Here is a 14,649-nt window from a genome sequence, read left to right on the forward strand (position 1 = left end):
CTAGGCAATACCTAGGTTTTTTGTTTTTTTTTCAAGTAAATGTTCAGCTTGATCGGTTACACCAAGAACGTCCAGGAAGAACATCACAACTGGAATTCCTACAATTAAGCCCCAAACGCCAAAGAAATGTTCACCAAAAATTAAAATGACAAACGTATAAAAGACAGGTAAGTCCGTTTTAGCAGACATTAATTTAGGGTTTAACACATACGATTCTAGCGCATGAATAACTAATACAACGAGTAAAATATAAAAAACATACTGGAAGCCGCCAACAGAATACGCAATTATGGTTAGCGGAATCATTGAAATAATAACACCCGCAACGGGAATTAATCCTAATAAGAATACCATAATAGAAAGTGTTAATAGTTGAGGGAATCCCATAATCCAGAGTGCAATGGTTGTTAACACACAGTTCACAACTGCAATAAGGAACTGGGCTTCAATCACTTTCCCGAACGTACCAACAAACTTTGTCCCAAAATATTTAATCTCATCGTAAACGAAAGAAACTTTACTAGTCGCAAACTGATTGGTAAATGTAATGAGTTGGTCTCTTCCAAGAGAGAAGAAAAGACTTAAAATCAGTGCAATAAACACATTAAATGCCACAACACTTATATTCGTTAAATAGGTCACGATAATTTGAACGCCTTGTTCCGTATACTTCATCACATCAACTTCATTCGCCACTGTAATCACATAATTAACAAAATCATTATTCGAATCCTGCGTAAAGAATGTGTTTATAAATTTAACTAGCTGACTAATTTGTTCGGTTAAAATAGGTATGTATTTCACAACGACAAATGCTAGTCCTAGTGCAATAAGCGCATAGAGGATTAATACAATAATCTGCCTATAAATCGAGATTCGCTTTAAAATAAAGTTTTCAAGTCTCGTTATTAAAAATGAGAAAATAAAGGTTAATAAAATGATATCCATCATACTACGAAGCAAATAAAGAACGAAAACGACTGCTAAAAAAACAAGTATGCGTCGTGTACTTTTTTTACTTAAAATTTGAATTAAACTATCCAATAAACCACCCTCCAAATTCATTTGCTAAACTCATTGTAACAAAATAATACTGAATAAACCGTTTTCTGGTAAAAGATACATCGCAAGTAGGATTTTTATGAAAGAATGCTAAGCATCTTCCCCAATGATTCGTACTTCAGTCTCTAAATCCACATCAAAATTGCGTTTAACCGTTTCTTGAACGTGTTTAATTACCTTCATATAATCCGTTGCTGTTGCTCCGCCAACATTTACAATAAAGCCGGCATGTTTCTCGGAAACTTGGGCACCACCAATTTGAAAGCCTTGTAAATGACTTTCTTGAATCAATCGACCAGCAAAATGACCGGGTGGTCGTTTAAAAACACTTCCACAAGATGGATACTCAAGCGGTTGTTTCGATTCTCTTGCTTCTGTTAGTTCTGCCATCTTTGCTTCGATGGGTAGTTTTTCTGAAAGCTCTAATTGAAACGCTGCTTCTAGGACAATATAATTTTTTTCAGCAACTGTACTATGACGATATTTTGCCGCTAAATCAGCTCGTTCCAAATGTAGCAACTCGCCTTTCGTTGTTAAGACTGTCGCTTTGTGCAAACAATCACTAATTTCTCCCCCATAAGCGCCTGCATTCATATATAGTGCCCCGCCAACAGAACCCGGAATACCACAAGCGAACTCAAGACCCGTTAAACTTTCATCTCGAGCAAAACGTGATACATCAATTAATTTGGCACCACTTCCTGCATAAATCATCGTATCTTTGCGGTAAATTGTGTTTAATAAATCTAAATACAAAACAATTCCACGAATGCCCCCATCTTTTACAATTAGATTGGAGCCATTTCCCAAAATAGTTAAGGGTACATTTTCCTCGCTACAAAATTGAACGACACTTTGCACTTCCTCATTTGTCTTTGGCATTACAAATAAGTCTGCGTTACCCCCAGTTTTCGTGTACGTATATTTCGCTAAACTCTCATTTTTTTTAATCAGTAATTCAGGTGCAATTTCATTTAATTTTTTGGCTATATTCTCCATTTATTATACCTTCCATTCACGTTGTTAATTTTACTCCTTCTATTCTATCATGAAGCTAGTTTTTTACAAAATAATGTAAAATAATTGTTTTTATGGTTAAAAAATGTTAAATTCGGGTATAGGAACAAATATTCGCTTTTTACTATGGAGATTGGAGGCTCTTATGATACGCTTTGACAATGTCACGAAAAAATATCAAGATAATGAGATTGCAGTCAATCAAGTCAACTTGAATATTGAAGATGGAGAATTTTTTGTTTTTATCGGCCCGAGTGGTTGCGGGAAAACAACCACTTTAAAAATGATTAACCGATTAATTCCGCTGACGACTGGAACAATTTACATAAATGAAAAACGTATTAGTGACTATAATATTCATGAACTGCGTTTTGATATTGGTTATGTATTACAGCAAATTGCTCTTTTTCCACATATGACTATCGCAGAAAACATTGCCATTGTTCCTGAACTAAAAAAATGGGACAAAGAAAAAATTTATAACCGCACTACTGAATTACTCGAAATGGTCGGGCTTGACCCGGAAACCTATCGTAATCGTAAGCCAAAGGAACTTTCTGGTGGAGAACAGCAACGTATCGGTGTAGTACGCGCTCTAGCAGCGGATCCGAGCATTATTTTAATGGATGAACCATTTAGTGCTCTTGATCCCATATCACGTCAAAAATTGCAACAAGATATTTCACTTTTACAAAAAAAGATTAAAAAAACCCATCGTCTTTGTCACGCATGATATGCAAGAAGCTCTCGCGCTTGGTGACCGCATTTGCCTTATGCAAGATGGAGAAATCGTGCAATGTGATACACCGAACAATATTCTAAAAAACCCGAAAAATGATTTTGTTAGACATTTCTTAGATTCTGGGAATATCGCGAAACCTCATCTTCTCCCGGAAAATAAACAAGCCAAAGATATAATTACTAGCCTACATCTAGTGGGGAAAAATGCGCCTGACTCCCCTGTTCTAAACGATGATGCTAAAATAAGCGATGTTATTGTTGCCCTTTCAAAACAAGATGCCATCCAAATTCAAAATGAGCAAAATGAAATTACAGGAGTCATTACAAACGCTGATTTAACTAAGTTTTTAGCCAACCAGCTAGAAGAGGTTGGTGAGACAAAATGAATACTCTTATTAATACATTTATTGATCGCAAAGATGTACTTTGGACGGCACTCATTCAGCATATCCAAATTTCCTTTATCTCACTCTTTATTGCTGTTTTAATCGCCCTTCCGCTTGGCATCTACTTAACTAGGCATAAGCGATTAGCTGAACCGATTATCCAAGTCGCAGCTATTTTTCAAACCATACCATCACTTGCGCTACTTGGTCTTTTAATTCCTCTCGTTGGAATTGGGATTATTCCCGCGATTATCGCGCTCGTCATTTATGCCCTTCTTCCAATCTTGCGCAATACATATACAGGTATAAATGAAGTTGATCCGGCGTTAATCGAAGCGTCCAGAGCCATGGGGATGAATAAATGGCGGAGACTTTATAAGATTCAACTCCCCCTCGCAATGCCTGTCATTATGGCCGGTATAAGAACAGCGATGGTCCTAATTATTGGAACCGCTACACTCGCTGCTTTAATTGGAGCTGGCGGACTGGGAGACTTAATTCTTCTCGGAATTGACCGGAACAATAACAGCCTTATCTTACTCGGCGCTATTCCTGCCGCACTTCTCGCTATCTTATTTGATGTGCTTTTACGTTTTTTGGAAAAAGCAAGTTTCAGAAGTACCATTATAACAGTGTCCGTAGGCGTTCTACTCACTGCCGCACTAATTGTTGTCCCGTACTTTGCATCAGATAAAAAAGAAATTACCATTGCAGGAAAACTTGGTGCCGAACCAGAAATCCTAATTAATATGTATAAATTAGTCATTGAAGACGAGACCGACTTAAAAGTTAATTTAAAACCGAATATGGGTAAAACCAGCTTCTTATTTAACGCTCTTAAGTCCGGAAACATCGACATCTATCCAGAGTTTACCGGCACCGTTTTAGAAACCTTCACAAAAGAGCCCGCTAAATCGCATGACGCGAATCAAGTTTACGAGCAAGCAAAAGACGGGTTAGCGAAGCAATTTAATATGACCTACTTAAAACCAATGCAATATAATAACACCTATGCTCTCGCGGTATCGAATGATTTTGGCACACAAAATAATTTAAAGACAATTTCTGATTTAGCCCAAGTTGAAGATCTCGTTAAAGCTGGCTTCACACTCGAATTTAAAGACCGTGGTGACGGGTATAAAGGTATTCAAGATACGTACGGTTTACAGTTTGACAATTTGAAAACGATGGAACCAAAACTACGTTACAATGCCATTTTAGCGAATGATATCAACTTGATTGATGCCTATTCAACAGATAGCGAACTCGCACAGTACAAATTAAAAGTGTTACAAGATGATAAAAAACTGTTCCCACCGTATCAAGGAGCACCACTAATGTTAACGAAGACCATTGAAAAATATCCGGAAATTAGAAAGCCTCTTAATCGATTAGCTGGAAAAATTACGGATGATGAAATGCGAAAAATGAATTATGAAGTCAACGTAAACGGAAAGTCTGCAGAAGAAGTGGCGCGCAACTATTTGATTAAAGAAAAAATACTTCAAAAATAAAAAAAACAACGATTCGCCTGATCTAGTGGCGGATCGTTGTTTTTTAGTTCGATTTTACTTTAAAATAGATTTTTCTAAACCTCTCAGTTCGCTTACTATTCACTCGTTTCGGATAAGCTCACTAATTTTATTCGTATTTGGTTTATAAAAGCGACAATGTGCTTCATATTCCATATTAAACTCTTGTGCTCGTTTTGGTAGCGGATTTGATTTATCAATTAATAAACCATCTTCAAGTAGTGGAAGTAGTGAAATAATTTGATCAAACACAAGTCCACCATTTGTATCACTCAAAACATTTATCATCTTCGCGAGCGCTTTTCTTTCTTCAGCGGGAATTTGTTTTTGATTTTGATGGAACCACTTCGCAAGAGCTGCTCGATTGTCTCTTGTTGCTTCCAAATAAATCGTTTGAGCATAGGCTGCTATCATAAAAGCAATCGATAAGTCTTCCGCTGATTTCCAGTCCTCTTCTTTGATGAGCCCCTGCTCTTTAATTTTTTCATTTAATAAGGCGATATCTTCTTGGTAAATATCCATTTTATGTTGCTGTTGTTTATAAACTTCAAGTGCCAAACTAAGTTGGTCAATTTCCGGTTGAAGTTTTTCCCCAAAAAGAATATTGTTGTTTAAAATGAGTTGCGCTTGCTCAATTCGTTCCGCTACAGTGCTATCACGTTCCTTAACAATACTCGTGCGTTTCGTCAAATATTCAAAATAAAAATTGTATTTCTGTAATTTTTGAACAACGGCTAAAGCCTCTTCTTTACTAGCTAATTCATCTTCACTTCTTAGCACAGTAATTCCAGAAATCTTTCCTAATTTTGTAAAAATGACAACTTGAAATAAATAACCTTCCACATCAATCTTATAAGGTAACACATGGTCTTGCTCTAAAAGTTTTTTTTGTGGTTTTAACATTTTGCCAGCCATTATAATCAACACCTTTACTACGCTTATTTCTGTTAATCTCATTATAACGAATCTAGGTGAAAAATTCGAGGGAAATTATTAAGATGTTTCTAATTTATAGTTTACATAATGATATTATATTAAACAAACGTATGAATAAGTAAATAAATATTTAAAGCTGCGATAAAAACGGCGACCGTCCACGACAAAATTTGCAACCACCGCGGATTAACAAAGACCCCCATTTTTTTCTTATCCCCTGTAAAAAGGACTAGTGGAATGACAGCAAATGATAATTGCATGGATAAAACGACTTGACTCAGAATAAGTAATTCATTCGTCCCCGTAACACCGTAAATCGCAGTTACAATCACAGCTGGAATAATCGCTAACATACGTGTTAGAAGCCTTCTTAACCATGGTTTTAAGCGTATGTTAAGAAACCCTTCCATCACGATTTGGCCGGCTAAGGTACCTGTTAATGTGGAGTTTTGCCCGGAAGCTAGTAATGCGACTGCAAAAAGTGTACTTGCAATGCTACTCCCTAGCGTCGGATCAAGTAATTTATAAGCATCTTCAATTCCCGCTACTTCGCGGTGCCCAGTAAAATAAAAGGCAGAAGCTGATAAAATTAAAATCGCTGCATTAATAAAAAGAGCCATGGTGAGTGAAAAAGTGGAGTCAATAAATGAAAATTTGATGGCTTCTTTCCGTCCTTTTAAGTTGCGCTCATATTGCCTAGTTTGGACAATGGACGAATGTAAGTAAAGATTATGTGGCATAACGGTAGCGCCTAAAATCCCAAGCGCAATATATAACATCGCCGGATTTGTAACGATTTCTTTTTGAGGGATGAAGCCTTTTGCAACTTGAGCCATATTAGGATGACTCATGACAAGCTCAATTCCAAAACAAACTAAAATAGTTACCATGAGCGTAATGACAATAATTTCAATATAACGAAAACCACGATGCTGTAATAGCAGAACTAGAAAAATATCAAGGGATGTGATACAGACGCCCCAAATTAATGGGATACCGAATAGGAGGTTTAGCGCAATGGCACTCCCAATAACTTCTGCAATATCGGTCGCAATAATAGCCAGTTCTGCTAAAATCCACAAAAGAAATGAAACGCCTTTTGAAAAGCTATCTCTTGAAGCTTGGGCTAAATCGCGTCCGGTGACAATGCCTAACTTGGAGGCAAGTGATTGCAATAAAATCGCCATGAGATTGGACAAGAGGATGACTGAAAGCAGGACATAACCGAACTCTGAACCGCCGGCAATGCTTGTTGCCCAATTACCTGGGTCTACGTAGCCGACGGCAATCAGCGCCCCGGGGCCCATAAACGCAAGTAATTTTCTAAAAAAGGAAGCATTTTGAGGGACTTTGACGGAATTGTTTACTTCGCTTAGCGAGGACTCTGATTCTTTCTGCCGCCATGCTTGTTTTTCCTTTTTCAAAAGCATTCTCTCCTCTCTTTTTTGTAGTAAAAAGGCAAATGTAGCAATATAACACCACATTTGCCTATTTGGCTTAAAGCGCTTCGGTTAGTTTTTTCTTTTTATTTTTGACTGGATTTAAAGAGCGTTCGATAAATCCTAGCACAAGATCCACAATAATTGCCATCAGGGCAGTTGGAATAGCCCCTGCTAAAATGATTGCTGTTCCGTTTGTTGCGTTTGTTCCGCGTACAATGATATCACCTAGTCCACCGGCACCAACAAATGTCCCGATTGCGGCAACACCAATGGCGATAACAAGTGCATTTCGAATCCCTGCCATAATGACGGAAAGCGCAAGTGGTAATTCAATCATCCGTAACACTTGCCATTTGGTCATTCCCATCGCTTTCCCTGATTCAAGTAGTGCGCCGTCTACATTTTGTATACCCGTATATGTATTTTTTAAAATAGGCAATAGCGAGTATAAAAAGAGTGAAAGTACGACGGTGTTTGTGCCAAGCCCCATGATAAGCATTAAAACTGCAAGCATCGCAAGCGCTGGAATCGTTTGAATTATGTTTGCAATCTGAATGACCCAATTAGCCAGCCTACGTTTACGAGCGATATAGATACCAAGCGGGATAGCGACAATACTCGCAAACAGCACACCATAAATACTCATTAGAAAATGGCGCCAAAATGCTTCTGCTACATATGCCCCGTTAGTTGCATAATAGTCGATTAATTGATTTAATGTATTCATTTGCCTTCATCCTCAAAATAATTATTTTTTGAAGAAATTCTTCCGCAACGACAGATGGTTCTTTCAATTCGCCATCCGCCTGATAGTTTAACTTTTGCATTTCTTCTGTAGAAATTTTTCCGACGAGTTTGTTTAAAGTCGTTTTAAGTTCTGGATGTTTCTTTAAAACTTCGTCAGTAGCTACTGGTGACGCGTCATATGGCGGGAAGAATTTTTTGTCGTCCTCTAGAACCTTCAAATTATAGGTCGGAATACGTCCATCTGTAGAGTATCCAAGCGCTACGTCCATTTGGTCATTTTTAAGTGCCGTATAAATTAAACCAATTTGCATTGGAAAAATCTTTTTAAAATTAATATTGTAGTCTTTTGAGAAGGCTTTATATCCATCCCCAGCACGCTCCATCCAAGAATTATCAACACCAGCTGTTAGTTCATTTTGAACCGGACGCATATCACTAATTGTTTTCAAGTGATATTTTTCGGCTGTATCTTGACGAACCATAAATGCATACGTATTGGCGAATCCATAAGAATCAAACCAGGTCTGCTGGAATTTCTTTTCAAAGCCTTCTTGAACAGCTGCTAAAGCTTTCTTAGGGTCTTTAATGGGTTCTTCTCCAAGCGGTCCTACTAAATCTGTTCCGGTATATCTTGCCGCTGTAATGTCTACATCACCATTCACCATCGCCTGATGTTGTACAACGGATGACCCTAAATTATTGACCATCTCTACTTTGAGATTTGTATCATGTTCAATCATTTGTTTAACAATATTGGCTACAATTTGTGACTCCGTTGTTGACATTGAGCCAACTCGAATGGTATTTGCTGAACCTCCGCCTAAACCAGGAAGTGAGCACCCTGCTAAAAGGACGAAAGAGGCACATAAAACAGCAAATAAAGTTGTGATTTTTTTCATTATTCGTCCCTCCTAACTGTTGTTTCTTGCATCGCGAAGTGGTTTTGGTGTTAATACATTTTCTAGCTTTCCAAGGAAAAATTCAACAAGCAAAGCTAAAATTGTAACAGGAATGGCTCCGCCTAAAATTAAATCTGGACGATATAAATTTAAGCCATTGAAAATAAAGTCTCCTAGACCACCAGCGCCAATATAAGACGCAAGCGTTGCCCAAGCGATAATATAAACCGCTGATAAGCGAATACCAGCCATAATAACAGAAATTGAGTTCGGAATTTCAACGTTTATAATGAGCTGAAAACTTGTCATTCCCATACCGCGCCCAGACTCAATTAAGTTTTTATCTACGCCCCGGACACCAATAAAGGTATTCCTTAAAATTGGGAGTAACGCATAAATAAACAAGGCTATAATGGCCGGGAATGTTCCTACACCTAAAATAGGGATGATAAACGCGAGAATCGCGAGTGAAGGAACTGTTTGCAAGACACTAACAACGCCAATAACAAAATCGGCTATTTTTGGAGAACGCGTTAGTAAAATACCTACAGGAACTGCTACAATAATACCTAAAATCACTGCCGCAAGTGATATGTAGAGATGCTGCCAAGTTTGAACAAGCAAATTATGCCCATTTTCTTGGAAAAATTGCGTAATCGCATCCATTATTCTCCCCCCTGACTGTTATGCACAAGTTCTTCGCCTTTCTGCTCGGTGGAAGTTGTATCCGTATCATCGCCCCAAATCGAGTCATACACCATATCAACTAGACTTGCTCGCGTCACAATTCCCACCAGTTTTTTATGATTATCAACAACTGGCACGTATTTATAACCACGTTTTAAAATCCGCTGAACGGTATCCCGAAGCAATGCATCTTCTTTTACATAAAAAACGTTTTTCTCTAAAATATCCACAACTGATGTGGCGGTTCTACGATTGGAATCAATTTGTTCTACATCTATAAATCCTTTTAAAATATTTTGTTCATCCACTACAAGAAGTGTATCCACTCGCCGCTCTTTCATTAACTGAATAGCCGCTTGTAAAGATTTATCCGCTGTAATCGAAACAGGGTTCGCATTCATAATTTGACTGACCATCGTCACGTTAGGCTGCGCTTCAATTAAACGATCTTTTCCGATAAAGTCTTCCACAAATGAATCAGCTGGATGGCGTAAAATCTCATCAGGTGTATCAAATTGTACGACTTGACCATCGCGCATAATCACAATGCGGTCAGCTAACTTTAAGGCCTCATCCATATCATGTGTCACGAAAATAATCGTTTTTCCGAGTTCTTGTTGCAAATTTTTAAACTCTTCTTGGAGCGCATCACGTGTAATTGGATCGAGTGCGCCAAATGGTTCATCCATTAAAATAAGCGTCTGATCTGCAGCAAGTGCGCGAAGTACGCCAATCCGTTGCTGTTGCCCACCACTCAGTTCATAAGGATATTTATCTAAATACTCCTCTGGTAGATCGACTAATTTAATGAGTTCTTTTGCACGTTCATGTTTTTTTTCATCTGACCATTTTAGTAGTTTAGGAACTAAAACGATATTATCGCGAATTGTCATATGCGGCATTAAACCGATTTGCTGAATGACATAACCAATTGAACGACGAAGTTTTACGGGATCTTCTTTTAAAATATCTTTATCATTGATTAAAATTTTACCTTCTGACGGCTCAATCAGGCGATTAATCATTTTCATCGTTGTCGTCTTCCCGCAACCACTGGGACCTATAAAACAAATAAATTCTCCCTTCTGAATATCCAAATTCAAATCTTTAACAGCCTTTTTCCCACCTTTATACGTCTTCGTAACGTGTTCAAACTTTAACACGAAGAACACCTCCATATGTATTTCTATTTATAACAAATCTCTAGTTATTTTCCCTACTTTCTAATAGCTTAAACAAAAACTCCTTATAGATGGCGCTATAAGGAGTTTTCCAATTTATTTAGGCAGAAACAACTGCGGTTTCACTTTCATTATAACCGAGATAACAAGTCCACAAACAATGACGGTTGCAAGACAACTTATCCCGTTCATGACAATAGAGAATAGTTGGGCGCTCCACCCAGAAAATGCGTAAGCTCCCCAGAACAAAACACCAGCAAGGTAGTGCCAAAAATATCTAGCCACTCCGCCGATAAACATGGCAATCCAGGCGTAGACTAAAGCTTTATTTAGCTCTTTCGCTAATAAATAAGACCGGATTTTTTTAGAATAAATCCCAGAAAAAGCAATAAAGGCGAATGCTAAAATATACTCGATAAGCGCCTGACTCCACATTAAAATGTACGCTTTACCAGTTAAAAAATGGAGCAACCCCCAAAGTAAACCAGAAAATCCGGCGGCGAAAAATCCCCTTCTGATTGCAATCACATACATTGGAATCATCCCTAGTGAGATAGAAAAACTAGAACCAATATCGAGTGGTATAAAGCTCAAAACCATTGCAATAGCAGCAAAAATCGCACATTCGAGTAAAACAATTAAGCGTTTGTTTGACATAAAAAATAAACTCCCTTCTTCTTTTGGACATACACGCACCGCAGAAGAAAGCAGTTTTCCTAATGAAAAATGCAATCGCCACAATCCCTACGCTCGTATTAACGAACAGGTTCAAAGGGTCAGAGTGAAACACTCAATCTCAGCTTAAAGCCCCCCCTGTGGTAACGTAATATGAAATTCTTTACAAAAACTATTATAACATGCCAAAACTAAAAGTAAACCCTAATCTTGATTTGAAAAAAGCACCGCGTTTTGTTTCTGCTTGCTCAGTTTCGCAAAAATCAGTTGGTAACTATTTTCCAAAATAGCCTTTACAAGTTCATCCGGCACATCGCATTCGCCGTCATACATCAAAGAAATCCAGTGCGTCTTGTTTAAATGATAGCCCGGAACAATCGACCGATATTCTTCTTTTAAGCGTTCCGCCCGTTCAGGTTCACATTTGGCACTCACAAAAAGTACACCTTTGTGAAAATGAATAAGCGCAAACATTTTATCTGAAAGTTTCATAACACTTGCTTCTTTACCAAATGGGAAAGTCAAACGTGCACCTTGAAGTGATTCACAAAAGGCCACCCATTTTATTCGTTCCAATTCAAGTTCCATATGCCCCACCTCTTTTTCTAGTATAGCACGTTAAAAGCTTTATTTACGAGCGGTAGCATGGTAAAATAGGGATAATGTGCTTTTTTATAGGAGGAAAATAATGTTAACAGTGAATAACGTCGCACTTCGTTATGGCGATAAAAAGCTATTCGAAGATGTATCGATTAAATTTACACCAGGTAATTGCTACGGCTTAATTGGTGCGAACGGAGCCGGAAAATCAACATTTTTAAAAGTTTTATCAGGAGAAGTGGATTCGCAAGCCGGAAACGTTCATATCACACCAGGCGAGCGTCTTGCTGTACTTCAACAAGACCATTTCCAATATGATAATGAACTTGTTTTAAATACCGTGATTATGGGTCATAAAACGCTTTATGACATCATGGAAGAAAAAAATGCCATTTATATGAAACCAGATTTTAGTGATGCAGATGGTATTCGTGCTGCTGAACTTGAAGGCGAATTTGGCGAACTTGGTGGTTGGGAGGCGGAAGCTGATGCTGCGGTCCTTTTAAACGGTCTCGGTATTCCGTCTGAACTCCACAGCAAATTAATGAAAGACTTAACGGGTTCTGAAAAAGTAAAGGTACTACTTGCTCAAGCTTTATTTGGTAAACCAGATATCCTGCTTCTAGATGAGCCCACCAACCACTTGGATATTCGGGCCATTCATTGGCTGGAGGAGTTTTTGATTAACTTTGAGAATACCGTTATTGTTGTATCGCATGACCGTCACTTTTTAAACAAAGTATGTACGCATATTGCTGATCTTGATTTTAGTAAAATTAAACTTTATGTCGGGAACTACGATTTCTGGTATGAGTCAAGTCAACTAGCGCAAACGATGATGAGCGACCGCAACAAGAAAAAAGAAGAAAAAATGAAAGAACTTCAAGACTTCATTGCACGTTTTAGCGCGAATGCCTCAAAATCCAAGCAAGCTACGAGTCGTAAGAAAATGCTCGAAAAAATTACACTGGAAGATATCCAGCCGTCCAGTAGACGCTACCCTTTCATCCAGTTTAAACCAGACCGTGATGTCGGAAATGATCTTTTAACGGTTGAAAATTTAACCAAAGAGATTGATGGCGTAAAAGTGTTGGATAATGTGTCCTTTACTATTAATCGTGATGATAAAGTAGCTCTTGTCGGTGATGATGAAGTCGCTAAAACGGTTCTTTTCCAAATTTTAGCTGGCGAAATGGAACCAGATTCTGGAACATTCCGTTGGGGTGTCACAACAAGCCAAAGTTATTTCCCAAAAGACAATTCTGAGTTTTTCACAGAAAATAATCTTAATCTTGTTGAGTGGTTACGCCAGTATTCGCCGCAAGATGATTCTGAGGCCTTCCTGCGTGGTTTCCTCGGTCGCATGCTCTTTAGTGGTGACGAGGTGCTAAAAAAAGTTAAAGTGCTCTCTGGGGGCGAAAAGGTACGTTGTATGTTGTCGAAAATGATGCTTTCAGGTTCCAACGTACTACTGCTTGATGAGCCTACCAACCACTTGGATTTAGAGTCCATTACAGCTTTAAATAATGGCCTACTTAGTTTTAAAGGCGCTATGATTTTAGCTTCCCATGACCATCAACTATTAGAAAGTATTGCAACACGTATTATCAACCTTTCAAAAGATAATTTTTATAATAAAGAAATTAGTTATGATGGCTATTTAGCAGAAGTCATGCAAGTAAACGAATAATATAAAAAGCGTAAATCGTTTAGGATTTACGCTTTTTATGTTGGAAATAATCGGTTAAAATAACCATTTGATTTTGATTAAAAAGAGGTGGAATATTCGGTTCATCTATCCATTTTAAAGCAAGTGTCTCTTCATTTTTAAAATTCAAATCCACCTGTTCTGTTGTATAAACTTGATAAACTAAATCAATGCACTGCGCCAGATCTCCATTTGGGTAGCGCAGTTCAGGCGTTATATAGACACCCTGGAATTTTTCAATGATAATATTTCGAAGACCCGTTTCTTCCAAAATTTCACGACGTAAAGTGTCTTCCGGATTTTCTGAAAGCTCCATAGCACCTCCGATTATCCCCCACAAATGACTATCACCACGTTGTTGCATTAAAATTTGTCCCTGGTCATTTCGAATAATACCCGCTGCATAATTTAAAATAATTTTGTCATGTCCAACTTTTGAACGAATCCATTTGATGTAATCCATCGTTAGCCTCGCTTCTATTTTAAATTTATTTTTCCTGTATCAAATGTAATTGGGGTGGTTTCTTCCCCCACGTAAGAAAGCCATGAAAGCTCGACCCATTTGATGTCGCTCACTTTTTCAATTTTATTAAGGGGAAACACAATCTCACCTGAGATCGACTTGCCCTTTTCAATTTTGCTATCATCAAATGTAGAAAGGAGCGTTTCTCCGCCATTTACCGTTTCTTTTGCAGTTGTTAATTCACCTTGATTAGGATATGTGGTAATCGTTTTTTCGCCATTATTTTTAATTTCAAGCGATACGGTCACACTTCCAGGCAAATCTTTTCCGTCTAATGTAGAATAAACTTCTTTTTTCTCTACTTTAATTTTCGTTATTTTACTCTCTATTTGATTTTCTGTTTGCTTCAAATTCACATCATATACTTTACTTTCTGTTTGACTACTTTCACTCGAGTTTGTTCCAGATGAATAGTTGATAACGCTATTTGAAACATCATTTAAACTTTTAAAGGCAATAAAAAATCCCAACAATGGAGGCAATCATTAATACCATACCACTGCCAACCATGAT

Annotated in this window: 13 protein-coding genes, 2 pseudogenes and 1 riboswitch; of the genes and pseudogenes, 3 read left to right on the forward strand and 12 right to left on the reverse strand. The window is 37.8% G+C overall.

The annotated features are described in order from the left end of the window. Together LFLEISCH_RS08890 and murB are read right to left on the reverse strand one after the other, a co-directional pair. Complete coding sequence (locus LFLEISCH_RS08890) at nt 1-1,065, reverse strand: AI-2E family transporter (RefSeq protein WP_051057301.1); 1,065 nt, start codon at nt 1,063-1,065, stop codon at nt 1-3. A gap of 87 nt (nt 1,066-1,152) precedes the next feature. Continuing rightward, nucleotides 1,153-2,061 carry a UDP-N-acetylmuramate dehydrogenase gene (gene murB / locus LFLEISCH_RS08895; RefSeq protein ID WP_007475613.1) on the reverse strand — a complete coding sequence of 303 codons (909 nt, stop codon included), beginning with the start codon at nt 2,059-2,061 and terminating at the stop codon, nt 1,153-1,155. Between the two features lie 163 nt (nt 2,062-2,224). Here murB and LFLEISCH_RS08900 point away from each other — a divergent pair. Together LFLEISCH_RS08900 and LFLEISCH_RS08905 are read left to right on the forward strand one after the other, a co-directional pair. After that, nucleotides 2,225-3,206: pseudogene (locus tag LFLEISCH_RS08900) on the forward strand (ABC transporter ATP-binding protein). Continuing rightward, nucleotides 3,203-4,720, forward strand: a complete 1,518-nt coding sequence (locus tag LFLEISCH_RS08905) for an ABC transporter permease/substrate-binding protein (protein ID WP_007475616.1) — start codon at nt 3,203-3,205, stop codon at nt 4,718-4,720. The pseudogene LFLEISCH_RS08900 and the gene LFLEISCH_RS08905 overlap by 4 nt, the downstream one beginning before the upstream one ends. Nucleotides 4,721-4,819: 99 nt before the next feature. On the opposite strand, the gene LFLEISCH_RS08910 is transcribed toward LFLEISCH_RS08905, so the two are convergent. The 8 genes and pseudogenes from LFLEISCH_RS08910 to LFLEISCH_RS08945 form a co-directional block, all read right to left on the reverse strand. After that, a complete protein-coding gene (locus LFLEISCH_RS08910; protein ID WP_007475617.1) occupies nt 4,820-5,653 on the reverse strand; it encodes a hypothetical protein in 834 nt (277 codons plus the stop codon). Nucleotides 5,654-5,772: 119 nt separating this feature from the next. After that, entirely contained in the window at nt 5,773-7,098 is a 1,326-nt protein-coding gene (locus LFLEISCH_RS08915; protein WP_007475618.1) for an Nramp family divalent metal transporter, read from the reverse strand. Nucleotides 7,099-7,171: 73 nt separating this feature from the next. Further along, a complete protein-coding gene (locus LFLEISCH_RS08920; protein ID WP_007475619.1) occupies nt 7,172-7,843 on the reverse strand; it encodes an ABC transporter permease in 672 nt (223 codons plus the stop codon). Further along, nucleotides 7,840-8,762 (reverse strand): annotated as a pseudogene (locus LFLEISCH_RS08925) (osmoprotectant ABC transporter substrate-binding protein). Before LFLEISCH_RS08925 ends, LFLEISCH_RS08920 begins: the two are co-directional and overlap by 4 nt. A gap of 12 nt (nt 8,763-8,774) precedes the next feature. Continuing rightward, a complete protein-coding gene (locus LFLEISCH_RS08930; protein ID WP_007475621.1) occupies nt 8,775-9,428 on the reverse strand; it encodes an ABC transporter permease in 654 nt (217 codons plus the stop codon). Further along, a complete protein-coding gene (locus tag LFLEISCH_RS08935) occupies nt 9,428-10,612 on the reverse strand; it encodes a betaine/proline/choline family ABC transporter ATP-binding protein (protein ID WP_007475622.1) in 1,185 nt (394 codons plus the stop codon). Before LFLEISCH_RS08935 ends, LFLEISCH_RS08930 begins: the two co-directional genes overlap by 1 nt. A 114-nt stretch (nt 10,613-10,726) precedes the next feature. Further along, nucleotides 10,727-11,287, reverse strand: a complete 561-nt coding sequence (thiT, locus tag LFLEISCH_RS08940; protein WP_007475624.1) for an energy-coupled thiamine transporter ThiT — start codon at nt 11,285-11,287, stop codon at nt 10,727-10,729. Nucleotides 11,288-11,353: 66 nt separating this feature from the next. Beyond that, nucleotides 11,354-11,454: riboswitch (TPP riboswitch) on the reverse strand. A 55-nt stretch (nt 11,455-11,509) separates the two neighbouring features. Further along, nucleotides 11,510-11,893 carry an MmcQ/YjbR family DNA-binding protein gene (locus LFLEISCH_RS08945; RefSeq protein ID WP_007475626.1) on the reverse strand — a complete coding sequence of 128 codons (384 nt, stop codon included), beginning with the start codon at nt 11,891-11,893 and terminating at the stop codon, nt 11,510-11,512. 100 nt (nt 11,894-11,993) lie between these two features. Here LFLEISCH_RS08945 and LFLEISCH_RS08950 point away from each other — a divergent pair, with 100 nt between their 5' ends. Beyond that, nucleotides 11,994-13,595, forward strand: coding sequence for an ABC-F family ATP-binding cassette domain-containing protein (locus LFLEISCH_RS08950; RefSeq protein ID WP_007475627.1), 1,602 nt, complete (start codon nt 11,994-11,996; stop codon nt 13,593-13,595). A gap of 19 nt (nt 13,596-13,614) precedes the next feature. On the opposite strand, the gene LFLEISCH_RS08955 is transcribed toward LFLEISCH_RS08950, so the two are convergent. Both LFLEISCH_RS08955 and LFLEISCH_RS08960 read right to left on the reverse strand, forming a co-directional pair. Beyond that, the gene (locus LFLEISCH_RS08955) at nt 13,615-14,076 is read right to left on the reverse strand and encodes an NUDIX hydrolase (RefSeq protein ID WP_007475629.1); all 462 of its coding nucleotides are present in this window, start codon (nt 14,074-14,076) and stop codon (nt 13,615-13,617) included. Between the two features lie 14 nt (nt 14,077-14,090). Then, on the reverse strand, nt 14,091-14,609 hold the full coding sequence (locus LFLEISCH_RS08960; protein ID WP_159099763.1) for a DUF4352 domain-containing protein: 519 nt from the start codon (nt 14,607-14,609) through the stop codon (nt 14,091-14,093). Nucleotides 14,610-14,649 lie beyond the last annotated feature (40 nt).

The organism is Listeria fleischmannii subsp. fleischmannii LU2006-1 (assembly GCF_000344175.1).
In the GTDB taxonomy this organism is placed as follows: Bacteria; Bacillota; Bacilli; order Lactobacillales; family Listeriaceae; genus Listeria; species Listeria fleischmannii.